The sequence below is a fragment of the Mycobacterium sp. SMC-21 genome (genome assembly GCF_045310825.1).
GTDB lineage: Bacteria > Actinomycetota > Actinomycetes > Mycobacteriales > Mycobacteriaceae > Mycobacterium.
Window position 1 is genome coordinate 323,497 of record NZ_JBJIAO010000003.1, and the last position, 23,930, is coordinate 347,426.

28 protein-coding genes and 1 pseudogene are annotated in these 23,930 nt (G+C 68.0%); 23 read left to right on the forward strand and 6 right to left on the reverse strand.

Going from position 1 to position 23,930, the window contains the following annotated elements; genetic code table 11:
* Window positions 1-41: 41 nt before the first annotated feature.
* Window positions 42-1,214 (forward strand): NAD(P)/FAD-dependent oxidoreductase, encoded by a 1,173-nt coding sequence (locus ACJH6H_RS05315; protein WP_212806923.1) that lies wholly within the window; start codon window positions 42-44, stop codon window positions 1,212-1,214.
* Window positions 1,215-1,266: 52 nt separating this feature from the next.
* Here the strand turns inward: ACJH6H_RS05315 and ACJH6H_RS05320 are convergent, their stop codons facing one another.
* From ACJH6H_RS05320 to mftR, 3 genes are all read right to left on the reverse strand, one after another.
* On the reverse strand, window positions 1,267-2,541 hold the full coding sequence (locus ACJH6H_RS05320) for a VOC family protein (RefSeq protein ID WP_406774404.1): 1,275 nt from the start codon (window positions 2,539-2,541) through the stop codon (window positions 1,267-1,269).
* Between the two features lie 2 nt (window positions 2,542-2,543).
* The gene (locus ACJH6H_RS05325; RefSeq protein ID WP_138250599.1) at window positions 2,544-3,101 is read right to left on the reverse strand and encodes an RNA polymerase sigma factor; all 558 of its coding nucleotides are present in this window, start codon (window positions 3,099-3,101) and stop codon (window positions 2,544-2,546) included.
* A 76-nt stretch (window positions 3,102-3,177) separates the two neighbouring features.
* Window positions 3,178-3,807, reverse strand: a complete 630-nt coding sequence (gene mftR, locus ACJH6H_RS05330) for a mycofactocin system transcriptional regulator (protein WP_138250470.1) — start codon at window positions 3,805-3,807, stop codon at window positions 3,178-3,180.
* 101 nt (window positions 3,808-3,908) lie between these two features.
* Between mftR and mftA the strand changes: the two genes are divergently transcribed.
* From mftA to mftG, 7 genes are all read left to right on the forward strand, one after another.
* A complete protein-coding gene (mftA, locus tag ACJH6H_RS05335) occupies window positions 3,909-4,004 on the forward strand; it encodes a mycofactocin precursor MftA (RefSeq protein WP_020101386.1) in 96 nt (31 codons plus the stop codon).
* Window positions 4,005-4,006: 2 nt separating this feature from the next.
* Window positions 4,007-4,342 carry a mycofactocin biosynthesis chaperone MftB gene (gene mftB / locus ACJH6H_RS05340; protein WP_138250469.1) on the forward strand — a complete coding sequence of 112 codons (336 nt, stop codon included), beginning with the start codon at window positions 4,007-4,009 and terminating at the stop codon, window positions 4,340-4,342.
* Window positions 4,339-5,529 carry a mycofactocin radical SAM maturase gene (mftC, locus tag ACJH6H_RS05345; protein ID WP_406774381.1) on the forward strand — a complete coding sequence of 397 codons (1,191 nt, stop codon included), beginning with the start codon at window positions 4,339-4,341 and terminating at the stop codon, window positions 5,527-5,529. The genes mftB and mftC overlap by 4 nt, the downstream gene beginning before the upstream one ends.
* Window positions 5,530-5,532: 3 nt before the next feature.
* Window positions 5,533-6,708, forward strand: coding sequence for a pre-mycofactocin synthase MftD (gene mftD, locus ACJH6H_RS05350; protein WP_226519502.1), 1,176 nt, complete (start codon window positions 5,533-5,535; stop codon window positions 6,706-6,708).
* Between the two features lie 137 nt (window positions 6,709-6,845).
* Window positions 6,846-7,631, forward strand: a complete 786-nt coding sequence (gene mftE, locus ACJH6H_RS05355) for a mycofactocin biosynthesis peptidyl-dipeptidase MftE (protein WP_406774405.1) — start codon at window positions 6,846-6,848, stop codon at window positions 7,629-7,631.
* A 13-nt stretch (window positions 7,632-7,644) separates the two neighbouring features.
* On the forward strand, window positions 7,645-9,063 hold the full coding sequence (gene mftF, locus ACJH6H_RS05360; protein ID WP_226519501.1) for a mycofactocin biosynthesis glycosyltransferase MftF: 1,419 nt from the start codon (window positions 7,645-7,647) through the stop codon (window positions 9,061-9,063).
* The gene (gene mftG, locus ACJH6H_RS05365) at window positions 9,060-10,469 is read left to right on the forward strand and encodes a mycofactocin system GMC family oxidoreductase MftG (protein ID WP_406774382.1); all 1,410 of its coding nucleotides are present in this window, start codon (window positions 9,060-9,062) and stop codon (window positions 10,467-10,469) included. The genes mftF and mftG overlap by 4 nt, the downstream gene beginning before the upstream one ends.
* Window positions 10,470-10,511: 42 nt before the next feature.
* Here mftG and ACJH6H_RS05370 read toward each other — a convergent pair whose 3' ends face one another.
* Entirely contained in the window at window positions 10,512-12,074 is a 1,563-nt protein-coding gene (locus ACJH6H_RS05370; protein WP_212806920.1) for an MFS transporter, read from the reverse strand.
* Window positions 12,075-12,157: 83 nt separating this feature from the next.
* Here ACJH6H_RS05370 and ACJH6H_RS05375 point away from each other — a divergent pair, with 83 nt between their 5' ends.
* On the forward strand, window positions 12,158-12,799 hold the full coding sequence (locus tag ACJH6H_RS05375; RefSeq protein WP_212806919.1) for a TetR/AcrR family transcriptional regulator: 642 nt from the start codon (window positions 12,158-12,160) through the stop codon (window positions 12,797-12,799).
* On the opposite strand, the gene ACJH6H_RS05380 is transcribed toward ACJH6H_RS05375, so the two are convergent.
* On the reverse strand, window positions 12,765-14,015 hold the full coding sequence (locus tag ACJH6H_RS05380) for a cytochrome P450 (RefSeq protein WP_212806918.1): 1,251 nt from the start codon (window positions 14,013-14,015) through the stop codon (window positions 12,765-12,767). The genes ACJH6H_RS05375 and ACJH6H_RS05380 overlap by 35 nt on opposite strands.
* 125 nt (window positions 14,016-14,140) lie before the next feature.
* On the opposite strand from ACJH6H_RS05380, the gene ACJH6H_RS05385 reads away from it, so the two are divergent.
* Together ACJH6H_RS05385 and ACJH6H_RS05390 are read left to right on the forward strand one after the other, a co-directional pair.
* Window positions 14,141-15,778, forward strand: a complete 1,638-nt coding sequence (locus ACJH6H_RS05385; RefSeq protein ID WP_212806917.1) for a carboxylesterase/lipase family protein — start codon at window positions 14,141-14,143, stop codon at window positions 15,776-15,778.
* Window positions 15,779-15,900: 122 nt separating this feature from the next.
* Window positions 15,901-16,254, forward strand: coding sequence for a nuclear transport factor 2 family protein (locus tag ACJH6H_RS05390; protein WP_212806916.1), 354 nt, complete (start codon window positions 15,901-15,903; stop codon window positions 16,252-16,254).
* On the opposite strand, the gene ACJH6H_RS05395 is transcribed toward ACJH6H_RS05390, so the two are convergent.
* Complete coding sequence (locus tag ACJH6H_RS05395; RefSeq protein WP_406774383.1) at window positions 16,251-16,724, reverse strand: hotdog fold domain-containing protein; 474 nt, start codon at window positions 16,722-16,724, stop codon at window positions 16,251-16,253. The two genes, ACJH6H_RS05390 and ACJH6H_RS05395, sit on opposite strands and share 4 nt — an antisense overlap.
* Window positions 16,725-17,315: 591 nt before the next feature.
* On the opposite strand from ACJH6H_RS05395, the gene rpsJ reads away from it, so the two are divergent.
* The 12 genes and pseudogenes from rpsJ to ACJH6H_RS05455 all read left to right on the forward strand — a co-directional run.
* A complete protein-coding gene (rpsJ, locus tag ACJH6H_RS05400) occupies window positions 17,316-17,621 on the forward strand; it encodes a 30S ribosomal protein S10 (protein ID WP_003883485.1) in 306 nt (101 codons plus the stop codon).
* Between the two features lie 13 nt (window positions 17,622-17,634).
* The gene (gene rplC, locus ACJH6H_RS05405; protein WP_212806914.1) at window positions 17,635-18,288 is read left to right on the forward strand and encodes a 50S ribosomal protein L3; all 654 of its coding nucleotides are present in this window, start codon (window positions 17,635-17,637) and stop codon (window positions 18,286-18,288) included.
* Window positions 18,288-18,941 (forward strand): 50S ribosomal protein L4, encoded by a 654-nt coding sequence (gene rplD / locus ACJH6H_RS05410; RefSeq protein WP_212806913.1) that lies wholly within the window; start codon window positions 18,288-18,290, stop codon window positions 18,939-18,941. The genes rplC and rplD overlap by 1 nt, the downstream gene beginning before the upstream one ends.
* Window positions 18,941-19,243, forward strand: a complete 303-nt coding sequence (rplW, locus tag ACJH6H_RS05415; RefSeq protein ID WP_029119743.1) for a 50S ribosomal protein L23 — start codon at window positions 18,941-18,943, stop codon at window positions 19,241-19,243. The genes rplD and rplW overlap by 1 nt, the downstream gene beginning before the upstream one ends.
* A 29-nt stretch (window positions 19,244-19,272) precedes the next feature.
* A complete protein-coding gene (gene rplB, locus ACJH6H_RS05420) occupies window positions 19,273-20,109 on the forward strand; it encodes a 50S ribosomal protein L2 (RefSeq protein ID WP_061002785.1) in 837 nt (278 codons plus the stop codon).
* Between the two features lie 18 nt (window positions 20,110-20,127).
* The gene (gene rpsS, locus ACJH6H_RS05425; protein WP_020101403.1) at window positions 20,128-20,409 is read left to right on the forward strand and encodes a 30S ribosomal protein S19; all 282 of its coding nucleotides are present in this window, start codon (window positions 20,128-20,130) and stop codon (window positions 20,407-20,409) included.
* Window positions 20,409-20,873, forward strand: coding sequence for a 50S ribosomal protein L22 (gene rplV, locus ACJH6H_RS05430; protein ID WP_212806912.1), 465 nt, complete (start codon window positions 20,409-20,411; stop codon window positions 20,871-20,873). Before rpsS ends, rplV begins: the two co-directional genes overlap by 1 nt.
* Window positions 20,873-21,688 carry a 30S ribosomal protein S3 gene (gene rpsC / locus ACJH6H_RS05435; protein ID WP_061002779.1) on the forward strand — a complete coding sequence of 272 codons (816 nt, stop codon included), beginning with the start codon at window positions 20,873-20,875 and terminating at the stop codon, window positions 21,686-21,688. Before rplV ends, rpsC begins: the two co-directional genes overlap by 1 nt.
* Before the next feature lie 2 nt (window positions 21,689-21,690).
* On the forward strand, window positions 21,691-22,107 hold the full coding sequence (gene rplP, locus ACJH6H_RS05440; RefSeq protein WP_020101406.1) for a 50S ribosomal protein L16: 417 nt from the start codon (window positions 21,691-21,693) through the stop codon (window positions 22,105-22,107).
* The gene (gene rpmC / locus ACJH6H_RS05445) at window positions 22,107-22,337 is read left to right on the forward strand and encodes a 50S ribosomal protein L29 (protein WP_061002778.1); all 231 of its coding nucleotides are present in this window, start codon (window positions 22,107-22,109) and stop codon (window positions 22,335-22,337) included. The genes rplP and rpmC overlap by 1 nt, the downstream gene beginning before the upstream one ends.
* A gap of 2 nt (window positions 22,338-22,339) precedes the next feature.
* Window positions 22,340-22,636 carry a 30S ribosomal protein S17 gene (gene rpsQ / locus ACJH6H_RS05450; protein ID WP_212806911.1) on the forward strand — a complete coding sequence of 99 codons (297 nt, stop codon included), beginning with the start codon at window positions 22,340-22,342 and terminating at the stop codon, window positions 22,634-22,636.
* A 116-nt stretch (window positions 22,637-22,752) separates the two neighbouring features.
* Window positions 22,753-23,916: pseudogene (locus ACJH6H_RS05455) on the forward strand (cytochrome c biogenesis protein/redoxin); the annotation flags it as partial.
* Window positions 23,917-23,930 lie beyond the last annotated feature (14 nt).

Below are 23,930 nucleotides of genomic sequence, written 5' to 3' on the forward strand. Positions count from 1 at the left end.
TGGCCTACCTCGCACCGGCCGCATCGTGTAAGAAAGCCGACGTGACTACAAACGGAGGCATCGTCATCGTCGGTGGCGGTCTGGCCGCTGCACGCACGGCGGAGCAACTGCGCAAAGCGGAGTACGCCGGGCCGATCACGCTGATCAGCGACGAGGTCCATCTGCCGTACGACCGGCCGCCACTGTCCAAGGACGTGCTGCGCGCCGAGGTCGACGACACGACGCTCAAGCCCGCCGAGTTCTACGCCGACAACGACATCACGCTGCTGCTCGGCTCGGGCGCGGTCAAGCTGGACACCGAGGCCCAGACGGTGACGCGCGCCAACGGCGAGGTCGTCGCGTACGACGAGCTGGTCATCGCCACCGGCCTGGTGCCCCGCACCATCCCGTCGCTGCCCGCTCTCGACGGCATCCGGGTGCTGCGCACCTACGACGAGTCGCTGGCGCTGCGTGAGCACGCCGGTTCGGCCAAGCGCGCCGTGGTGATCGGCGCCGGCTTCATCGGCTGCGAGGTGGCGGCGAGCCTGCGCAAGATGGGTGTCGAGGTCACGATCGTCGAGCCGCAGCCCACGCCGCTGGCGTCGGTGCTCGGTACCGAGATCGGTGAACTGGTGGCCCGGCTGCACCGCGCCGAGGGTGTCGACGTGCGGTGCGGCGTCGGGGTCACCGGGGTGACGGGCACCGGCCACGTCGAGAAGGTGCAACTGGCGGACGGCACCGAACTCGACGCCGACGTCGTCGTCGTCGGTATCGGGTCGCGCCCGTCGACCGACTGGCTCGAAGGTAGCGGCATCGCCGTCGACAACGGCGTCGTGTGCGACGCCGCCGGCCGCACCAGTGCCCCGAACGTGTGGGCCATCGGTGATGTCGCCTCCTGGCGTGACGCCGCGGGACACCAAGTGCGCGTGGAACATTGGAGCAATGTGGCCGAGCAGGCGCGGGTGATCGTGCCGGCGATGCTGGGCCAGGACGCCACCGCCGCCGTGGTGGTGCCCTACTTCTGGAGCGACCAGTACGACGTCAAAATCCAGTGCCTGGGCGAGCCCAAGGCCGGTGACACCGTGCACATCGTCGAGGACGACGGCCGCAAGTTCCTGGCGTTCTACGAGCGCGACGGCGCCGTCAGCGGCGTCGTCGGCGGCGGCATGCCGGGCAAGGTGATGAAGAACCGCGCCAAGGTCGCGGCCGCCGTCCCGATCGCCGACGTCCTCTAGGGATTTGTGCACGATTTTCCGCGCGGGGCGCGGAAAATCGTGCACAAATCCCTCAGAAAGCGCCGAGGTAGAACCGGGCGCCCTGGTCGTCGGTGCACTCCGCCGACATGCCGTACGGCTGCCGGGACGGTTCGTCGATGACGGTGCCCCCGGCCTCGCGGACTCGCGCCACCGCGGCGTCGATGTCGGTCACGGTCCACATCGGGACGGCGACGGACTGTGCGGCGCCGCCGGCCGCGCCGGACATCGGGTGGCACCCCTGCACTGCCCAGCCGTCCTCGATGCGACCCGGCTCGAACGTCCAGCCCAGCACCGCGCCGTAGAAATCCTTGAACGCGGCCGAGTCGGTGACGTAGTACGTCATATACGAAAGTTCGCCTGGCCCTGCGCCGTTCAGCTCGGGCCGGGCGATTCCCGGCGCCGGCTGGAACACCGCGAAGTCGGTGCCGAGCGCATCCGTGGCGTCGAGCGTCGGGCCCCACTCGTGCTCCTCGGGCGTGCCCACCCGGCCGCCCGCGTCCAGGATCGCCTGCCGGGCGGCGTCGAGGTCGCGCACCGCGTAGCAGCAGAACACCGTCTGCGGGCCGGCGGTCTCGAAGATGCCGGTGTGCAGCCGGTTGCCTGTCACCTTGTGCGTGCCCGGGTCGTACGTCCAGCCGAGCACGTGGCCATAGAAGGCGGCCGCCCGTTCGGCGTCCGGCGTCTGCACCGAGATGTAACCGATGTCGCCGTGCTGGATGGGCGTCAGGGCGCCGGGGACCGGGCCGGTGAGCATCCAGCGGTGGCCGAACGGGTCGATCACCACCGCGGTCCGCGAACCGTGGGCGTCGTACGGTTCCCGCTGCACCTGCGCGCCATGTTGCCGGGCTTGCGCGAGTGCGGCGTCGGTGTCCGGCACACTCAGCATCAGGCTCACTGAAACCGACTGGGGTGCCGGTGCTTTCAGACCGATTTCGGGGAACTCGTCGGCCAGGTACAGCACGCCACCGGCCAGCGTCAGCTCGGCGTGCCCGATGCGCCCGTCGTCCATGACGATCGGTTCCCCGACGACGACCGCGCCCAGCGCGTCGACGTACCAGTCGATGGCGGTCCGCGCGTCGGCCACGGCGAGATAGGGCAGGGCCGCGGGCCGGGGCACCTCGACCGCGGGGGTGGCGGGGGTGTTCAGTTCGGCGATGGCAGTGTCGGTGCCACTCATGACAACTCCTTTCGGCAGGGTGACGGCGGCTTCCAGGCGCGCGCGCAGTCGGGCCGCGAAGGCCGGGTCCGGCTGCACGGGGTGTTCACCGCCGGCCAGGACCGTCAGCGGGTCGTGACTGTTGTGCATGGTCATGACGCACCTCCGTCCCGGTATTCGGTGTCCTGGTATTCGCTCCTGAATGCCCGCTTGGCCCGCACCAGCAGGGCCTCGGTGGCGTGCACGGTGCGTCCGATCAACTCGGCGCATTCGGGCACGGGGCGGTCATCCAGATATCGCAACGTCAGCACCATGCGGTGCTGTTCGGGTAACCGGGCCAGCGCGGCCTCGGCGACGATGCGGTCCAGCTCGGTGTCCCAGTCGTCGAAAGGCTCTGCCGGCTCGGGTGTTTCGGGTACGGGGACGGTGAAGCGGTCGTGCCTGCGGCGGTAGTGGTCGGCCAGTTTGTGCCGGGCCACGCCGATCAACCAGGGCACCGAGATCGCCGGTGGCGAATCCCGGCGGGCAGCGTCCATCGCCGCCAGAAACGTCTCCGACGTCAGGTCTTCCGCGGTGCCCCGATCACCGCAGCGCCGCACGAAGTAGCCGTAGACGACGGGCAGTGCCGAGTCGTACAGCGCCAGCAGCGTCTGCGGAGCATCACCGTCTGATTCGCCCCTCACACCCTTATCGTCGCGCCGGCCGCGCATTTTCCGACGCCCCAACCGCAACTTCTTGGGATTTGTGCACGGTTTTCCGCGCTGACCGCGGAAAACCGTGCACAAATCACACGGCGCCGATGCCCTCGCGGACGATGTCGAAGGCTTCGCCCAGGGCGTCGGGCAGCGAGACGGTCTCGTCGGCGAGCCACTGTTCGTAGGCCGTCAGCGCCACCCCGAGAACCGTCCACGCCACTGTCTGCGGCACCAGAGCCGTCGGCTTGGTGTCCAGCCGGCGCGCGACGAACGCCGCTATCACGCCGCGCCAGCCTGCGTACATCGTCATCGAGTAGGCCTGCAGCGCGTCGGTCTGCAGGATGACCTGCATGCGGCGCCGGTGCCGGGGTGTCTCGGATTCGTCAAAGCTGTTGAATTCCAACAATGCCGAGCGCAGGGCGGCGTCCAGCGGCACGTCGTGGGGGACGGCGTTCAACAGGTCCCGCAGATCGGTCAGACTCGCGTCGAAGTCGGCCCAGGGGATGGCATTCTTCGACGAGAAGTAGCGGAACAGGGTGCGCCGGGAGATTCCGGCGGCATGGGCGACGTCGTCGACGCTGACGTCGTCGAAGCCGCGGGTCGCGAACAGCTCGAGGGCCACGTGGGTGATGTGGTCGCGCGTGGTGGAGCGGCGACGGCCCACCCGGCCGTGCTGGGCGGTCCCGGCATCGCGCGCGGGACGCTCCGTCTCGGTCTTCATCAGACCCGCCCTTCCTTTTCGGCACTCGATGCCATATTCTTGCGACTTGGATCACAGTTGTCGAGTCCCGACAACTGCCACGGTAGCGAAAGGGGCGATCCATGGACTCGAATCAGCAGGCGAATTCCGATACCGAACTGGTCACCGAGACTCTGGTCGAAGAGGTCTCGATCGACGGTATGTGCGGGGTCTACTGACCGTGTCTGCACCAGCCGCGGCCCGGACCGGGCCCGAGGCGGCCTTCGATCCGGACCGTGGCTGGCGGCTGCACCACCAGGTCGCCGTCCGCCCGGAACCGTTCGGCGCCCTCTTGTATCACTTTGGTACGCGCAAACTTTCGTTCCTGAAGAATCGCATCATCGTCGAGATCGTCAACTCGCTCGCCGACCATCCGGACGTCCGCAGCGCCTGCCGCGCCGCCGGTATCGACGATGACCAGCAGGGGCCGTATCTGCACGCGTTCGGCGTGCTGGTCCAGTCCAAGATGCTGATCCCGGCCGACCAGAACAGCCCCGAAGGATCTACCGTTTCATGACCGCAACGGCACCCGTGCCCCGGCTGATCGAGCAGTTCGAGCACGGCCTCGACGCGCCCATCTGCCTCACCTGGGAACTGACCTACGCCTGCAACCTGTCCTGCGTGCACTGCCTGTCGTCGTCGGGCAAGCGCGACCCGCGCGAGCTGAGCACCCAGCAGTGCAAGGACATCATCGACGAGCTCGAGCGCATGCAGGTGTTCTACGTGAACATCGGCGGCGGCGAGCCGACCGTGCGGTCTGACTTCTGGGAGCTCGTCGACTACGCCACCGAGCACCACGTCGGCGTCAAGTTCTCCACCAACGGGGTGCGCATCGACGAGGCGGTCGCGGCCAAGCTGGCCGCGAGTGACTATGTGGACGTTCAGATTTCGCTCGACGGCGCCACCGCGGAGATCAACGACGCGGTGCGCGGCCCGGGCTCGTTCGCCATGGCCATCCGGGCCCTGGAGAACTTGAAGAACGCCGGTTTCAAGGACGCCAAGATCTCGGTCGTCGTCACCCGGCACAACGTCGACCAGCTCGACGATTTCAAGGCCCTGGCCGACAACTACGGCGCCACCCTGCGCATCACCCGACTGCGCCCCTCGGGTCGCGGCGCCGACGTGTGGGACGACCTGCACCCCACCGCCGAGCAGCAGGTGCAGCTGTACAACTGGCTGGTCGCCAAGGGCGAGCGGGTGCTCACGGGTGACTCGTTCTTCCACCTGTCGGGTCTCGGTGAGCCGGGCGCGCTGGCCGGTCTGAACCTCTGCGGCGCCGGTCGCGTCGTGTGCCTCATCGACCCCGTCGGCGACGTGTACGCCTGCCCGTTCGCCATCCATGAGCGCTTCCTGGCCGGAAACATCCTCAGCGACAACGGGTTCCAGGACGTCTGGCAGAACGCCCCGCTGTTCCGCGAGCTTCGGGAACCGCAGTCGGCCGGCGCCTGCAGCAGCTGCAACCACTACGACAGCTGCCGCGGCGGCTGCATGGCAGCCAAGTTCTTCACCGGTCTGCCCATGGACGGCCCGGACCCCGAGTGCGTGCAGGGCTACGGCGAGCCCGCCCTGGCGCTCGATCGCGACAAGCCCAAGTCGCATCTCGACCACTCCCGCAGCGGCGGCCGCAAGGGGCCGATCCCGCTCAAGCTGTTGGCCATGCCGGCCAAGGCTCCCCAGAAATTCTGTAACGAAAGTCCTGTTTAGATCATGGCCCGTGATACCTGGTTCGAAACCGTCGCGATCGCGCAGGAGCGCGCGAAGAAGCGGCTCCCCAAGTCGGCCTATTCGTCGCTGATCTCGGCGAGCGAGAAGGGCCTGACGGTCGCCGACAACGTCGCGGCGTTCGGTGAGCTCGGTTTCGCGCCGCACGTCATCGGCGCGCTGGACAAGCGTGAGATGTCCACAACGGTTATGGGTCAAGAGATTTCACTGCCCGTGATTATTTCTCCGACCGGTGTGCAGGCGATCCACCCCGACGGTGAGGTCGCCGTCGCGCGCGCCGCCGCGGCCCGCGGCACCGCCATGGGGCTGTCGTCATTCGCGAGCAAGCCGATGGAAGAGGTCATCGCGGCCAACCCCAAGACGTTCTTCCAGATCTACTGGCTCGGCAGCCGCGACGACATCGCGGCCCGGGCGGAGCGGGCCCGCGCGGCCGGCGCGAAGGGGCTGATCGTCACCACCGACTGGAGCTTCAGCCACGGCCGGGACTGGGGCAGCCCCAAGATCCCGGAAAAGATGGACATCAAGACCATCATCAAGATGAGCCCTGAGGTCATCACCAAGCCGCGCTACATGTGGACCTGGGGCAAGACCCTGCGTCCGCCGGAGTTGTGCGTGCCGAACCAGGCCATCAACGGTCAGCCCGCGCCGCCGTTCTTCCACGCCTACGGCGAATGGATGGGTACACCGGCGCCGACCTGGGAGGACATCGCCTGGCTGCGCGAGCTGTGGGGCGGCCCGTTCATGCTCAAGGGCGTCATGCGCATCGACGACGCCAAACGTGCTGTGGATGCCGGTGTTTCGGCCATCTCGGTGTCCAACCATGGTGGCAACAACCTCGACAGCACCCCCGCGTCGATCCGGGCGCTGCCCGCCATCGCCGAGGCCGTGGGCGACCAGGTCGAGGTTTTGCTGGACGGCGGTATCCGTCGCGGCAGCGACGTGGTCAAGGCGCTGGCGCTGGGTGCCCGGGCGGTCATGCTCGGCCGGGCCTACCTGTGGGGGCTGGCGGCCGAGGGGCAGGCCGGCGTCGAGAACGTGCTGGACATCATGCACGGCGGTATCGACTCGGCACTGCGTGGTCTGGGCAAGGGGTCGATTCACGACCTCGGGCCGGACGACATCCTGGTGCCGGAAGGCTTCACCCGGCGGCTGGGCGGCTGAGCCGCCGGGCGGTCCGGCGGGATTCGACGGGTCCGCTGATACGCGCGGTGCTGACGTGGCTGACGTGATGGTCGCCGGGGTCTTGACAACCGCGGTGATTTGACCATTCGCTACGAATTGTTGCGTATACGGCAACAATTGGCGCACAGCGGGCAAATTCGGCTTACCATCGGCGGGTGCCTTTTCCCATCGAGCTCGGGAACTCGACGTCGAGGCAGTTGGAATCCCTGCGGCCTTCGTTGATCGTCCCGATTGGTTCCACCGAGCAGCATGGGCCGCACCTGCCGCTGGATACCGATACCCGGATCGCTGAGGCGGTGTCGCGGTCCGTGGCCGCGCGGTTGTGTGAGGCTGCGGAATCTGACCAGGCTGACGGCGTCGCTCAGTCGGCGTGGTTGGTCGCGCCGGCCATCAGCTACGGGGCAAGCGGTGAGCACGAGAGCTTTCCCGGCACCATCTCGATCGGCCTGGCGGCGCTGGAACATTTGCTGGTCGAGTTCGGGCGGTCGGCCTGCAACTGGGCCGGCCGGATCGTGTTCGTCAACGGCCACGGTGGCAACGTCGCGGCGCTGACGGCGGCGACCACGCTGCTGCGGGCCGAGGGGCGCGACGTGGCCTGGTGCCCGTGTGCGGCCGCCGGCGCGGACGCCCACGCGGGCCATACCGAAACGTCTGTACTGCTGCACCTTTCACCGGCCGACGTCTGGGTCGACGAAAGTGTCGTCGGCAACACCGCACCGTTGCCGGAGCTGCTGCCGGCATTGCGTCGCGGCGGGGTGGCGGCGGTCAGCCCGGTCGGGGTGCTGGGCGATCCGACGACTGCCACCGCCGTCGAAGGGTCCCGTATCTTTGCAGAAATGGTCGACGGCTCCGTGCGCCGGATCAGCGCATGGCAGCCGAGCTCTGGGGGGATGCTCGCGTGACGGGGGTGGGACAGTGACTGGGCCGCGGCTGCCTGACGGCTTTGCCGTCCAAGTGGATCGCCGAGTCAAGGTGCTGGGTGAGGGCGCCGCGCTGCTCGGTGGCTCACCGACGCGACTGCTGAAGCTGGCTCCGGCGGCGCAGACGATGCTCGACCGTGGCCGCCTGGAGGTGCACGACGCCCAGAGCGCGCAGCTGGCCCGCACGCTGCTCGACGCCACGGTGGCGCACCCACGGCCGGCGACCGGGCCGTCGCACCTCGACGTGACCGTCGTGATTCCGGTACGTGACAACGCCGTTGGTGTCGCCCGGCTGGTGCGGTCCCTGCGCGGCATGCGCGTCGTCGTCGTCGACGACGGCTCGGTGGTGCCACTGCAGGCCGCGGACTTCTGCGACCTGGCCGGCCACTGCGACGTCCGGGTGCTCCGGCACGACGTCAGCCGGGGCCCGGCCGCGGCCCGCAACACCGGGCTGGCCGCCTGCGAGACCGACTTCGTCGCGTTCCTGGACTCGGACGTGGTGCCCCGTCGCGGGTGGCTGGAAGCGCTGCTGGGGCACTTTTGCGACCCGGCCGTCGCGTTGGTCGCGCCGCGCATCGTCGGCCTGCACGAGCCCGACAATCTGATCGCGCGCTACGAGGCGGTGCGGTCGTCGCTCGACCTCGGCATGCGGGAAGCCCCGGTGGTGCCGTACGGCATGGTGGCCTACGTGCCGAGCGCGGCCATCATCTGCCGGCGGGCGGCGCTGGACCAGGTGGGCGGTTTCGACGAGTCGCTGCAGTCCGGCGAGGACGTGGACCTGTGCTGGCGGTTCATCGAGGCCGGGGCCCGGCTGCGGTACGAACCGATCGCGCTCGTCGGCCACGATCACCGCACCGCACTGCGAGAGTGGTTCACCCGCAAGGCCTTTTACGGCTCCTCGGCCGCACCGCTGTCGGTGCGGCACCCGGGCAAGACGGCGCCGCTGGTCATTTCCGGCTGGACGCTGGTGGTCTGGGTGCTGCTGGCCATGGGGTCGGGCGTGGGCTACCTGGCGTCGACCATCGCCGCCGCGATCACCGGCCGGCGCATCGCCAACTCGCTGCGGTCGGTCGACACCGAGCCGCGTGAGGTCGCCGCCGTCGCCGCGCAGGGACTGTGGGCCGCGGCCCTGCAACTCGCCGCGGCGCTGTGCCGGCACTACTGGCCGGTGGCTCTCGTGCTGGCGGTCTGTTTCCGGCGCTGGCGTCAAGTGGTGCTGATCGCCGCGATCGTGGACGGCGTCGTCGACTGGGCCCGCCGCCACCACACGGTCGACGACAACACCCAGCGCGTGGGCCTGCTGGCCTACCTGCTGCTGAAGCGCCTCGACGACATCGCCTACGGTCTCGGGCTGTGGGGCGGCGTGGTGCGCGAGCGGCATCTGGGTGCGCTCAAGCCGCAGATCCGGACTTGAGCCCACGTCGCGATGACGTCCTGATCGTCGGGGCCGGCAGCGCCGGCTGCGTTCTGGCCGAGCGTCTTTCGGCCGACCCCGGCTGCCGGGTGACGCTGCTGGAGACCGGCGGCACGATCCGCCCGGAACCGGGCTGGGTGCTGCCCATCGGCGTCGACAGCACGGTGGCGCGACAGCACCGCACGACGCTGACGCAGAATCCGGTGCGGTCCGCGGACATCGTGCGCGGGCGGGTGCTGGGCGGGTCCGGGGCGATCAACGGCGGCTACTTCTGCCGGGCTTGGCCGGCGGACTTCGCGGCCTGGGCGGTGCCGGGCTGGTCGTGGCCCGACGTCCTGCCGCACTATCGCGCCATCGAGACGGACCACGACTTCGGCGACGGTGCCGAGCACGGCGCGGCCGGCCCGGTCCCGGTGCGCCGTCTCAGCGAATTCGCAGCGTCCTCACAGGCTTTCCGTGATGCGGCGGGCGGCCGGTACCCCTGGATCGACGATCTCAACGCCGCGGCCGGGGTCCGGCCCGGCCTGGGTGCGGTGCCACTCAACATCGATGACACCGGCCACCGGCACGGTCCGGGCGAGGTCTACCTGACGGCCGCGCGGGGCCGGGACAACCTGACGGTGCTCGCCGGTACCCGCGGTCTGCGGGTGTTGTTCGACGGTGACCGTGCGGTGGGGGTCAGGTGTCTCGGTCCCGAGGGGGTGGCGGACCGGTATGCCGACCGGATCGTGTTGTGCGCCGGGGCAATTGAATCTGCCCATCTGTTGCTGCTGTCCGGGATCGGCCCGGCCGCGCAGTTGCGGGGCGTCGGCGTGCCGGTGGTGGCGGACCTGCCGGTGGGGGCCGCGTGCGCCGATCATCCGGAATGGGTGGTGCCGACCACCTGGCCCGCCGAGCCCGGGCGCCCGCCGCTCGAATTGCTGCTCACCACTGAGGAATTGGAGATCCGGCCGTACACGTGGGGTTTCGCGGCCATGACCGGCGGGGTCGCCGCCGGTGCGGACCCGGTGCACCTCGGCATCTCCCTGATGCGGCCGCGCGCGCTGGGCCGGGTCCTGCTGGTGTCGGACGATCCCGACGTCCGTCCCATCATCGAACATCGCTATGACGCCGACCCGGCCGATGCCGCCGCGCTGCACGCCGGTCACGAACTGTGCCGCGACCTGTTCGGTGACGCCGTCGCCGGTGGCGAGCCCGCCTGGTCCACGGCGCAGCATCTGGCGGCCACGGCGCCGATGGGGGCCGACGGCGACGAGCGTGCCGTCCTCGATCCGCAGTGCCGGGTGCGCGGCGTCGACGGGTTGTGGGTGGCCGACGGCGCCGCGCTGCCGGGCATCACCGGCCGGGGCCCGCACGCGACCATCGTCATGCTGGCGCACCGGGCCGCCGGGTTCATCGCGGCGTGACCGCCGCGCGGCGGAGACGTCGCATGAAAATGCCTGTGGTGACTAGTTGTTGGGCGGTGTGCGGTCGCGGCCGGGCGCCCAGAATGCGATCAGTACGCCCGCGACCGCGGTGATCGACGCCAGCACCACGAGTGTTGTCTGCATGCCGTGCAGGAACGCCACGCGGGCCACGGCCAGGAGCTGACCACCGACCGGGCCCAGATGGGGCGCCGCGGCCACCGCACCGGCCAGCGAGCCGCGTGCGGCGTCTTGTACCGGAGCCGGAAAACCGGCCACGGCGGGCCCGATCTGTTTGGTGTATCCGGCTGCCAGGAGGGAGCCGGTCAGCGCGATGCCGAGGGCGGCACCCACCTCCCGGGTGGTGTCGTTGACCGCCGACGCCACCCCCTGTTTGCCGTCCGGTACCGATGTCATGATCGCTGAAGTCGTTGGCGCGGTGAATATTCCGACTCCGGTGCTCACCACCAGCAGCGGCCACGCCAGGGCCCAGTACGACGAGTCGATGCGCACCAGACATAGTGACAGCAGGCCGGCGGACAGCAGCCCCAGGCCGATGAGCACCACGAGGCGCAATCCCAGCTTCGGCAGGTACCACGACGACAGCGGGGACAGGATGAGCATCGGCACCGCCAGCGGGGACAGTGCCAGTGCGGTTCCCAGCGGGCTGTAGCCCATGACCAGTTGCATGAATTGCATCGCCAGGTAGAAGAAACCGAACATCACCAGGAACAGCACCGTGATGGCCGCGGCTCCGGTGCCGAACTGGCGATCGAGAAACAGCCGGACATCCAGCAGCGGGTACCGGGCCCGGAGCTCGATGATCGTGAACGCCCCGGCCAGGATCAGGCCGCCGGCGATACCACCCAGCACCACCGGATGTGTCCAGCCCCGATCGGGTGCCGCGAGGATGCCGTACACCAGCGCGGCGACCGCGGCGGCGATGACGATCGCGCCGGCGACGTCCAAGGTGCGGGCCTCCGCATCGCGCGACGTCGTGATGGTCGTGCTCATGACCATCAGGACCAGTCCGGCGCCGGCGAAGGCCCAGAAGATCGACTGCCAGGGCCAGAAGTGCAGCAGCACACCGGATCCCAGCATGCCGAACACGCCGCCACAGCCGGCCATCCCGACCCAGATGCCCACCGCCTTGGTGCGCTGGTCGGCCGGGTACGACGCGGTGATCAGGGACAGCGTCGCCGGCATGATGAAGGCGGCGCCCACTCCGGCGACCGCGCGGGCGCCGATGATGTGCAAGGGATCGGTGCTGACCGCCGGGACGATCGAGGCCGCCGCGAAGATGGCCAGACCGAACAGCAGGGCACCGCGCCGGCCGTAGCGGTCGCCGAGGGCGCCGGCGGGCAGCAGCAGGCAGGCCAGTGTCAGTGTGTAACTGTCGATGATCCAGGTCAGCTGGGTCTGGTTCGCCGACGTTGCCATGGCGATGTCACCGAGCGCGGTGTTGAGCGCGACCATCGACGAAATCACCACCAGCACACCGGAACACGCCACCAGCAGTGTCCAGGTGCGGTTCCGCGCGATGGGCGCGGCGGCCGTCGGCGGCGTGGTACCGGCCCGGGGGCTCACCACGCTCGCCTTGTCGGCCATGCGGCCACCTTCCGGTAGTTTCAAGACTGATGATCTTCAAACAAGACTAACAGTCTTGTTTGTCGTCCGGAAGGTGAACTGCGTTGTCCAGCGAATACGGCGACCCCCGGCCGGCCCGGTCACGGGCGCGGCTCCTCGAGGCGGCGACCGCCCTCCTGCGCGCCGGCGGTCCCAGCGCCGTCACCATCGATGCGGTGGTCCGGGCGTCCAACGTGGCCAGGGCGACCCTCTATCGGCACTATGCCAGCGGAAATGACTTGCTGGCAGCGGCATTTCACGCGCTCATCCCGCCGGCTCCCGTGCCGCTCGCCGACGGGAACCTGCGCGAGCGGTTGATCGCGCTCGTGCACGCGCAGGCGGAACTGATCGCCGAGGCGCCGGTCAGCCTGGCGGCCATGTCGTGGCTGACGCTCGGTGGCAACCTCGAACACCTGCCGTGGGGCACGGCGGGGACCGAGAGCATCGAGGTCCGTAACTTGCGGGAACGCGTGGCCGAGCAGTACGCCGCCCCGTTCGAGGCAGTGCTGTCCAGTCCCGAGGCCGTCGCCGAGTTGGGCGACGTCGACCGGGTCCGCGCCGCGGCGTTGTTACTCGGCCCGATCGTGCTCGGCAAGCTCAGCACCCTGCCCGACTTCGACTATCGCGAGATCGCCGTCGCCGCCGTCGACGGCTTCCTCGCGACTCATCGCATCAGCGCAGCGAGTACCGGATCGGCAGGTGCTTGAAGCCGCCGACGAACGTCGTCGCGGAAAGCTCCGGGGTACCGGCCAATTCGATCGAGTCCAGCCGGGGCAGCAGTTCGGAGAACAGGCTGTTCATCTCCATGCGCGCCAGTGCGGCACCCAGACAGAAGTGCACGCCGTAGCCGAACGCCAGGTGCTTGTTCGGCTCGCGCCCGACGTCGAACCGGAACGGATCGGTGAACACCTCTTCGTCGCGGTTACCGGAAACGTAAGCGAGATAGACGGATTCGCCTGCGGCGATCGGCACCCCGCGCACGACGGTGTCGGCGGTCGCGGTGCGCATGAATTCCTTCACCGGCGTGCTCCACCGGATCATCTCCTCGACGGCCGTGGACATCAGCTCGGGATTCGCCTTCAGGCGGGCCAGCTCGCCGGGATTCTGGATCAGCGCGTGCAGCCCACCCGAGATGGCGTCCTTGGTGGTGTCGTGACCGGCGCTGGCCACGATCACGTAGTAGGACGCGGTGTCCATGTCGCTGAGCGGTTCGCCGTCGATGCGGCCGTTCGCGATCGCCGACGCCAGGTCATCGGTCGGGTTGGCCCGCCGGGATGCGGTCAGCGCGGCAAAGTACTGGAAGAAGTCGAGCAGCACGGCGAACAGCTCTTCCGGTGTCTGGCCGCGTGAGTACTCCTCGTCGTCGCCGCCGAACATCTCCTGCGTGAGGGTGTGCATGCGGTCGTAGTCCTCCTCGGGGAGGCCGAGCAGCGACATGATCACGTAGAGCGGGAACTGGATCGCGATCTCCTCGACGAAGTCGCACTCGGGGCCGATGTCGCGCATCCGGTCGACGTACCGCTTCGCGAGCTCGTCCACCCGGACCTTCAGGTCGCGCATGGCCTTGGGGCGGAACCAGTCGGCGCCGATGGCGCGGATCTTCCGGTGGTGCGGGTCGTCCATGTGGATGAGCGTGCGCAGCCCGATCCCCGCCTCGGCCTGTGCCTTCAGCAGATCTTCGGCGTCGGCCTTCATGAGCAGCGGGCGGGGCTCGCTGATGAAGAGGTTGTTGTCGCGCTCGATGGCCATGATGTCGGCGTGCTTGGTGATCGCCCAGAACGGCCGGTACGGCGGATTGTCTACCCAGGCAACGGGATTGGTGGCGCGGAGGCGGGTCAGGGCGGTATGCAACCGATCGTCGTCGGCGTAGGCGGAGGGGTCGGCGAGGACCTTCGCGGCCTCGTCGGTGGTGGGTGCAGTCATTGAACTCCTCACGCAGACGCAAACTTGACAGCTGTCAAGTGGAGTGTAGGTCGTTCGATGTCCGTTGGGGAGGGGGTCGCGCGAAATATTTCTGAGCTGCATTCGGTGGGCGTTCAGTACGCTGGGTGGTCGTGTCGTCCGCCCATTCGCCCAGACTGCTGCAGCGCGCTGCGGCAGTGGCTGCCGCGGTGCTGCTGGTGGCCGGCTGTGGCCTGGACTCGCACAGTGAAGGTGCGACGGTCGTCGCGCCCGACGCGGTGACCGCCGATCCGGCGCTGGTGCACACCGCATCGGGGACCGTCCGCGGGACGGTCAATCCGGACCTACGGTTCTTCGGTGGAATTCCTTATGCCGCACCACCATTGGGACCATTGCGCTTCCGGCCGCCGGCGCCCGCGCTCGCGTGGGACGGCGCGCTCGACGGCAGCAAGCCGGGCGCGCGCTGCATCCAGGATCCCAAGGGCGACCTCGAGATGGGCCGTAACACCAGCGAGGATTGCCTGACGCTCAATGTCTGGACGCCGCCGGTGCGGGCCTCCGGTGAACGTCGACCCGTGCTGGTGTGGCTGCACGGCGGCGGATTCATCAACGGCTCCAGCAGCATCTACAACTCGACTCGGCTGACCACACGCGGCGACGTCGTGGTGGTGACCGTCAACTACCGCCTCGGTGCGCTGGGTTTCCTGGCCCACCCCGCACTGGGTAGCGGTCCCGACGTCGGCAACTACGGGCTGGCCGATCAGCAGGCGGCGCTGCGCTGGGTGCGCGACAACATCGCCGCGTTCGGCGGCGATCCCGACAAGGTGACCATCGCCGGTGAATCCGCCGGCGGGATGTCGGTGTGCGACCATCTCGTCGCCCCCGACTCGGCCGGTCTCTTCCGCGGCGCCATCATCGCGAGTGGGCCGTGCCAGGCGCAGGGCGCACTACCGGAGGCCACGCGGGCGAGCCTGACCTATGCGCAGGCGGCGGGGTGCGGGGATGTGGCGGACGCCGCCGATTGTCTGCGCCGTCTGCCGGTCGACAAACTGCGAAAACCGGTGTGGTACTACGGAATCGGCGAGAACATGCTCAGCGGGCCCGTCTCCGGGACAACGCTGCTGCCGGTCGACCCGATGCGGGCCATCAGCGACGGCGCTGCGGCCCGGGTGCCGGTGATGATCGGTACCACCCGCGACGAATTCACCCTCTTCGTCGCGCTGCAGTATCTCCGCGCGGGCAAGCGGTTCCATGCCGACGCCTACCCGCGCCTCCTGGAGTCGACGTTCGGCGCCGACGCCGGCGCGGTGGCGACGCACTACCCGCTGGACCGCTACGGGGGCAGCGCCGCGGTCGCTTATTCGACGGCAGTCACCGACGCCGCGTTCGCGTGCGTGGCCGACCGCATCGGCGACGCGCTGGTGGGCGATGCGCCGGTCTATGGCTACGAGTTCGCCGACCCGGCGCCACCGACGCCGGATCCGTTGCGCCACTTGCCTTTCCCTGTCGGTGCCAGCCACTCTCTGGACCTGCGCTACATCTTCAACATGGGTGGCGCGCCGCCGCCGACGCCGCCGCAGGTCGCCCTGTCGGATCAGATGATCGACTACTGGAGCTCGTTCGTCCGTGATGGCCGGCCGAGTGCCGACGGCGCGCCGGAATGGCCGCAGCTGGCCGGCGAAGAGCATGACAGCCGCATGTCGCTGCGCCCCGATGGCAGTCGATTGGTCACGGACTACGACCAGGTACACCAGTGCGCGTTCTGGGCGACTCTGCAGCACTGACTACTACGTCGAACGTGGGGGATTCTGGTGCCGTCAGCGGCGTGGCGTCTCGGCGGGTCGCACGCTCGACGCACGGAAAATGCCTTGCCCGCCGAGGTGTGCGTCCACTTCGATAGGGCGGCATGACGCTTCCCGATGCGGACCGATTCGCCCGTGAGTGGTGTGCGGCCTGGAACGCCCACGACGTCGAGGCCGTCCTGGCGCATTTTCACGACGACGTCGTCTTCACCTCACCCGTCGCGGCGCGCGTGGTGCCCGAATCCGGGGGAGTGGTGCGGGGCAAGGACGCGCTGCGGCGGTACTGGACCACCGCGCTGGCTGCGGTGCCGGAGCTGCACTTCGAGATCGTGGCCAGTTATATCGGGACGCAGGCGCTCGTCATCAATTACCGCAACCACCGCGGTCAGTTGGTCAACGAGGTGCTGATCTTCGACGGTGACCTGGTGCGCGAGGGTCACGGCACCTATCTCGATTAGGCGGGCGTCACCCACGTCGTGATGTCGGCGTGCACGACCTCTTCGCCCCGGGCGTCGACCACCGAGACCGATACGACGACATCGGTGCCTCTCGTCAGCGTCTCGAAGTCGGGGACGTCGACCCGCGCGTGCGCCCGCAGAGAGGTCGTGGCCTTGGCCAGGTACCGCACGTTCATGGCTTTGGGGATCCAGCGGTGGCTCGTCGGCACGGTCGCTTCCATCGCCATGCCCATGGCGGCTTCTGCGGCGTTGCACGACGCGATGGCGTGCACCGTGTGCAGATGGTTGTAGACGAAGAACCACTTCGGCACCGCCACCTCGGCGTAACCCGGTTCCATCGTCACCACCCGGGGTAGGACCGACGCGAAGTACGGCACCCGCACCATCGCGGCCGCGGAGAACAGCAGGCTGCCGCCGGGCTGTCCGGAGAGTTGCTTCCAGGCGCGGTACGTGGGGCTCAGTGTCGACATGCGTCGATCTTACTCAAAAGTAAGTTTAGTGCCGACGCTGATTTCGCGGCTTGGCGGCGGCCCACTCGCACATTTGCGCCACCCGTACAGAGTCAAGGGAAGAACCGGCGGGCCATGCGTTGACCCCTGGGGCGCTCCCCACTCGTACTTCTGCGCCCTGCATACCGAGTCAACTGAACAGCCTCCATTGACCGAGAAACCAGAGCGGCGTCCACTCGAACAACCAGGCTCGCGCCGTAGAATCGCCGCAGGACCGGCGGTAGAACCCGGGCGCGCCGAACTGCTCCGCAGTGGATTTGGAGCGAGCCCGGATCTGGGGCATACTGTTCGGGTTGCCTTGCGCCGGGTCCGCCCGCTGCGGGCATACGACCGGCGCCCATCTCGGGCGCATCCGGTCCCAGCATCGCCCACGATGGAATTTCCAACGCGGACGACTGTGCGCAAAGGCGACACGCCCGAGCGCGGGGGTCGGTGAACCACAGAAACGTAAAGAGCGGCGGCATAGCCAGCGCGCGTCATCGGGTGTCCCGGGGCGTGCGCATCGAAGACCAGGCCCGAGCACGGGCCCGTGAGAAGTTAGGTAGGAGAAGCGTGGCGGGACAGAAGATCCGCATCAGGCTCAAGGCCTACGACCACGAGGCGATTGACGCCTCGGCGCGCAAGATCGTTGAGACGGTCACCCGTACGGGGGCAAGCGTGGTCGGCCCGGTGCCGCTGCCGACCGAGAAGAACGTGTACTGCGTCATTCGGTCTCCCCATAAGTACAAGGACTCGCGGGAGCATTTCGAAATGCGTACCCACAAGCGCCTTATCGACATCCTCGACCCCACGCCGAAGACCGTTGACGCCTTGATGCGCATCGATCTGCCGGCGAGCGTCGACGTCAACATCCAGTAGGAGACCCAGAAAAATGGCACGCAAAGGCATTTTGGGCACCAAGCTGGGCATGACGCAGGTGTTCGACGAGAACAACAAAGTCGTCCCGGTCACGGTCGTGAAGGCCGGCCCCAACGTGGTGACCCGCATCCGTACCACCGAGCGCGACGGCTACAGCGCCGTGCAGCTCGCCTACGGCGAGATCAGCCCTCGCAAGGTGAACAAGCCGGTCACCGGTCAGTTCGCCGCTGCAGGCGTCAACCCGCGCCGGCACCTGGCCGAGCTTCGTCTCGACGACGAGGCCGCCGCTGCTGAGTACGAGGTCGGCCAGGAGCTGACCGCCGACATCTTCGCCGACGGCGCGTACGTCGACGTGACCGGCACCAGCAAGGGCAAGGGCTTCGCCGGCACCATGAAGCGCCACGGCTTCCGTGGCCAGGGCGCCGCGCACGGCGCCCAGGCAGTGCACCGTCGTCCCGGCTCGATCGGTGGCTGCGCCACCCCGGGCCGTGTCTTCAAGGGCACCCGCATGTCCGGCCGTATGGGTAGCGACCGCGTCACCACCCAGAACCTGAAGGTTCACAAGGTCGACGCCGAGAACGGTGTGCTGCTCATCAAGGGCGCCATCCCGGGCCGCAACGGTGGACTGGTGGTTGTCCGCACCGCAATTAAGCGAGGCGAGAAGTAATGACTTCTGTAAAGGTTATTGACGTCAAGACCCCGGACGGCAAGAAGGACGGCTCTGTCGAGCTGCCCGCCGCGCTGTTCGACGTCGAGCCCAACATCGCGCTGATGCACCAGGTTGTGACGGCCCAGCTGGCCGCCGCTCGCCAGGGCACCCACGCCACCAAGACGCGTGGCCAGGTCTCCGGTGGTGGCAAGAAGCCGTACCGCCAGAAGGGCACCGGCCGCGCCCGTCAGGGTTCGACCCGCGCCCCGCAGTTCACCGGTGGTGGCACCGTCCACGGCCCGCAGCCGCGTGACTACAGCCAGCGGACCCCGAAGAAGATGATCGCTGCTGCCCTGCGCAGCGCGCTGTCGGACCGGGCCCGCAACGAGCGCATCCACGCGATCACCGAGCTGGTGGCCGGTCAGAACCCGTCGACCAAGAGCGCCAAGTCGTTCCTGTCGTCGCTGACCGACAACAAGAAGGTGCTCGTCGTGATCGGCCGCAGCGATGTGGTCGGCGCCAAGAGCGTCCGCAACCTGCCCGGTGTGCACGTGATCTCGCCGGATCAGCTGAACACCTACGACGTCCTGAACGCCGATGACCTGGTGTTCTCGGTGGAGGCGCTCAACGCCTACATCACCGCCAACACGAAAGAGGAGGTGTCGGCCTGATGGCTACCGTGACTGATCCTCGCGACATCATCCTGGCCCCGGTCATCTCGGAGAAGTCCTACGGGCTCATCGAGGACAACACGTACACGTTCATCGTGGCGCCGGAGTCCAACAAGACGCAGATCAAGATCGCTATCGAGAAGATCTTCGACGTGAAGGTCGACTCGGTGAACACCGCGAACCGGAAGGGCAAGCGCAAGCGCACCCGCACCGGTTACGGCCAGCGCAAGAGCACCAAGCGCGCGATCGTGACCCTGTCCGCCGGCAGCAAGCCGATCGAACTGTTCGGAGCTCCGGCCTGATCGGCCGGGAGTTAAGGGATTAACTGATAATGGGAATTCGCAAGTACAAGCCGACGACCCCGGGTCGTCGCGGTTCGAGCGTCTCCGACTTCGCCGAGATCACTCGTTCGACTCCGGAGAAGTCGCTGATCCGTCCGCTGCACGGCACTGGTGGTCGTAACGCGCACGGCCGCATCACGACTCGTCACAAGGGTGGCGGTCACAAGCGTGCCTACCGCGTCATCGACTTCCGTCGCCACGACAAGGACGGTGTCAACGCCAAGGTCGCGCACATCGAGTACGACCCGAACCGCACCGCGAACATCGCGCTGCTCCACTTCGTGGACGGCGAGAAGCGCTACATCATCGCCCCCAAGGACCTCAAGCAGGGCGACGTTGTCGAGTCCGGCCCCAACGCCGACATCAAGCCGGGTAACAACCTGCCGATGCGCAACATCCCGGCCGGTACCGTCATCCACGCTGTGGAGCTGCGTCCGGGTGGTGGCGCCAAGCTGGCCCGCTCGGCCGGTGTCAGCATCCAGCTGCTCGGTAAGGAAGGCGCCTACGCCACGCTGCGTATGCCGTCGGGCGAAATCCGTCGCGTCGACGTGCGCTGCCGCGCCACCGTCGGCGAGGTCGGCAACGCCGAGCAGGCGAACATCAACTGGGGTAAGGCCGGCCGTATGCGGTGGAAGGGCAAGCGCCCGACCGTCCGTGGTGTCGTGATGAACCCGGTTGACCACCCGCACGGTGGTGGTGAGGGTAAGACCTCCGGTGGTCGTCACCCGGTGAGCCCGTGGGGCAAGCCCGAGGGCCGCACCCGCAAGCCGAACAAGCCGAGCGACAAGCTCATCGTCCGCCGCCGGCGCACCGGCAAGAAGCGCTAGGCCGGAAAGGAATAGACGATGCCTCGTAGCCTCAAGAAGGGTCCGTTCGTCGACGACCATCTGTTGAAGAAGGTCGACGCGCAGAACGAGAAGAACACCAAGCAGGTCATCAAGACCTGGTCCCGTCGGTCGACCATCATCCCCGACTTCATCGGTCACACCTTCGCCGTCCACGACGGTCGCAAGCACGTGCCGGTGTTCGTCAGCGAAGCGATGGTTGGGCACAAGCTCGGCGAGTTCGCCCCGACGCGGACCTTCAAGGGTCACATCAAGGACGACCGGAAGAGCAAGCGCCGCTAATGACTACCGTTACTGAATACCCGTCCGCGAGCGCCAAGGCGCGCTTCGTGCGTGTGTCGGCGAGCAAGGCCCGCCGGGTCATCGACCTGGTCCGTGGCAAGAGCGTCGAAGAGGCGCTCGACATCCTGCGGTGGGCACCGCAGGCTGCCAGCGAGCCGGTCGCCAAGGTGATCGCCAGCGCTGCCGCCAACGCGCAGAACAACGAGGGCCTGGACCCGACGACCCTCGTGGTCGCCACGGTCTTCGCCGACGAGGGCCCGACCGCCAAGCGCATCCGGCCGCGCGCCCAGGGGCGTGCGTACCGGATCCGCAAGCGCACCAGCCACATCACCGTGGTCGTCGAGAGCCGTCCCGCGAAGGACAAGGGCTCGAAGGCTGCTTCGGCCGGTGCCGCGCGCGCTCGTCGTGCCCAGGGCAGCAAGGCCGCCGCTGCCAAGACCGAGACGAAGGGAGGCTCGGAGTAGTGGGCCAGAAAATCAACCCGCACGGCTTCCGCCTCGGTATCACCACCGAATGGAAGTCCCGTTGGTACGCCGACAAGCAGTACGCGGACTACGTCAAGGAAGACGTCGCCATCCGCAAGCTGCTGGCCACCGGCCTGGAGCGCGCCGGCATCGCCGACGTGCAGATCGAGCGCACGCGTGACCGCGTCCGGGTGGACATCCACACCGCACGTCCGGGCATCGTCATCGGTCGCCGTGGCACCGAGGCCGACCGCATCCGCGCCGACCTGGAGAAGCTGACCGGCAAGCAGGTTCAGCTGAACATCCTCGAGGTCAAGAGCCCCGAGGGCGTGGCCCAGCTGGTGGCGCAGGGCGTCGCCGAGCAGCTGAGCAACCGTGTCGCGTTCCGTCGTGCCATGCGCAAGGCCATCCAGTCGGCCATGCGTCAGCCGAACGTCAAGGGCATCCGGGTGCAGTGCTCGGGCCGCCTCGGCGGTGCTGAGATGAGCCGCTCGGAGTTCTACCGCGAAGGTCGCGTGCCGCTTCACACGCTGCGCGCCGACATCGACTACGGCCTTTACGAGGCCAAGACCACATTCGGCCGTATCGGCGTGAAGGTGTGGATCTACAAGGGCGACATCGTCGGTGGCAAGCGTGAGCTCGCCGCCGCCGCTCCCGCCGCCGACCGTCCCCGTCGGGATCGTCCGTCCGGTACCCGTCCGCGTCGCAGCGGTTCGTCGGGCACCACGGCGACCAGCACCGAGGCCGGCCGCGCTGTGGACGTCGCTGTTGAGGCCCCCGCCGGCGATGCGCCGTCGGAAGCAACGGAGAGCTAAGCATGCTGATTCCCCGCAAGGTCAAGCACCGCAAGCAGCACCACCCGGAGCAGCGCGGTATCGCCAGCGGCGGCACCTCGGTCAGCTTCGGTGACTACGGCATCCAGGCCCTGGGCCATGCCTACATCACCAACCGGCAGATCGAGTCCGCTCGTATCGCCATCAACCGGCACATCAAGCGTGGCGGCAAGGTCTGGATCAACATCTTCCCGGACCGCCCGCTGACCAAGAAGCCTGCCGAAACCCGCATGGGTTCCGGTAAGGGTTCGCCGGAGTGGTGGGTCGCCAACGTCAAGCCGGGTCGCGTGCTCTTCGAGCTCAGCTACCCCGACGAGAAGATCGCCCGGGAGGCGCTGACCCGCGCCATCCACAAGCTGCCGATCAAGGCACGCATCGTGACTCGAGAGGAGCAGTTCTGATGGCAGTTGGAGTTACGCCTGGTGAACTGCGTGAGCTCACCGAGGAAGAGCTGACCACGCGTCTGCGCGAGTCGAAGGAAGAGCTGTTCAACCTTCGCTTCCAGATGGCCACCGGTCAGCTGTCGAACAACCGCCGGCTGCGCACCGTGCGGCAGGAGATCGCGCGGGTCTACACGATCCTGCGCGAACGTGAGTTGGGCCTGGCGTCCGGGCCGGTTGGTAAGGATTAGTCATGGCAGAAACTAAGGGCCCCAAGCACACGCCGGCCACCGAGACCGAGCGCGGCAGCCGCAAGACCGCCATCGGCTACGTGGTGTCGGACAAGATGCAGAAGACCATCGTGGTCGAGCTGGAAGATCGCAAGATGCACCCGCTCTACGGGAAGATCATCCGGACCACCAAGAAGGTCAAGGCGCACGACGAGAACGGCGACGCCGGTATCGGCGACCGCGTCTCGCTGATGGAGACCCGTCCGCTGTCGGCCAGCAAGCGCTGGCGGCTGGTCGAGGTGCTCGAGAAGGCCAAGTAGGCCTTCGCACGTACATAGAACTGCCCCTCTCCTTCGGGAGAGGGGCAGTTTTGCATTCGGCGGGAAATTCCGGGCGGCAATCCAATCCGGATCGGCGCCGGCTCCGAATACGGGGCATGCACACACTCGTCCTCATCGGATTCCTCGGCGGACTGATCACCGGCATCTCGCCGTGCATCCTGCCGGTCCTGCCCGTGGTCCTGTTCTCCGGCACCAATCGCCGCCCCTATCTGGTGATCGCCGGACTCGTCCTGAGTTTCAGCGTGGTGACCCTAGTCGGGACCGTCGTGCTGCAACAGTTGCACCTGCCGGCCGACATCATCCGCTGGGCCGGCCTGCTGGCGCTCACGGCCATCGGTGTCGGGCTGATCTTCCCGCGCGTCGAGCGCCTGCTGGAAGCGCCGTTCGCGCGCCTGCCGCAACGTGACATTGCCGGCAGCCGTAAGGGTTTCGGCCTCGGGCTGGCGCTGGGCGTGCTCTACGCCCCGTGCGCGGGACCCGTGCTGGCGGCCATCGTGGTGGCCGGGGCGACCGGCCACATCGGGCTGGACACCGTCGCGCTGACCGCGTCGTTCGCCGTCGGTACCGCACTGCCGTTGCTGCTGTTCGCTCTGGGGGGACAGCGAGTTGCCGAGCGCATCAAGGCATTTCAACAGCGCCAGCGGCAGGTCCGGGTTGCTGCCGGGGTGGTCACGCTGGTCGCCGCGGTGGCGTTGGCGCTGAATCTGCCCGCCACGGTGCAGCGGAAGATTCCCGACTACACCGCGACGTTGCAGGCGCGCATCGCGCCCGCCGGCGTCGGCTTGTCGAGTTGTGCCGAAGGTGCGACTGTCCTGCAGGACTGCGGTACCGCCCCGGACATCGTCGGCATCGACAGCTGGTTCAACACCCCCGGTGATGCGCCGCTCGATCTGAAAGCCTTGCGCGGCAAGGTGGTTCTCGTCGACTTCTGGACCTACACCTGTATCAACTGCCAGCGTGCGATCGAGCACGTCACCGGTTGGTATGACCGTTACAAGGACCAGGGCTTCACCGTGATCGGCGTGCACACGCCGGAATACCAGTTCGAGCACGACCGTGCCGGCGTCATCAAGGGTGCCGCCGACCTGCACATCAAATACCCGGTCGCCCTGGACAACTCATATGACACCTGGCACAACTACCAGAACCAGTACTGGCCGGCCGGCTACCTGATCGACGCCGCGGGCGTCGTGCGCCATCTCAAGTTCGGCGAGGGCGACTACGCCGTCACCGAGGGCATGATCCGTGAGCTGCTCGCCCAGGCCAAGCACTG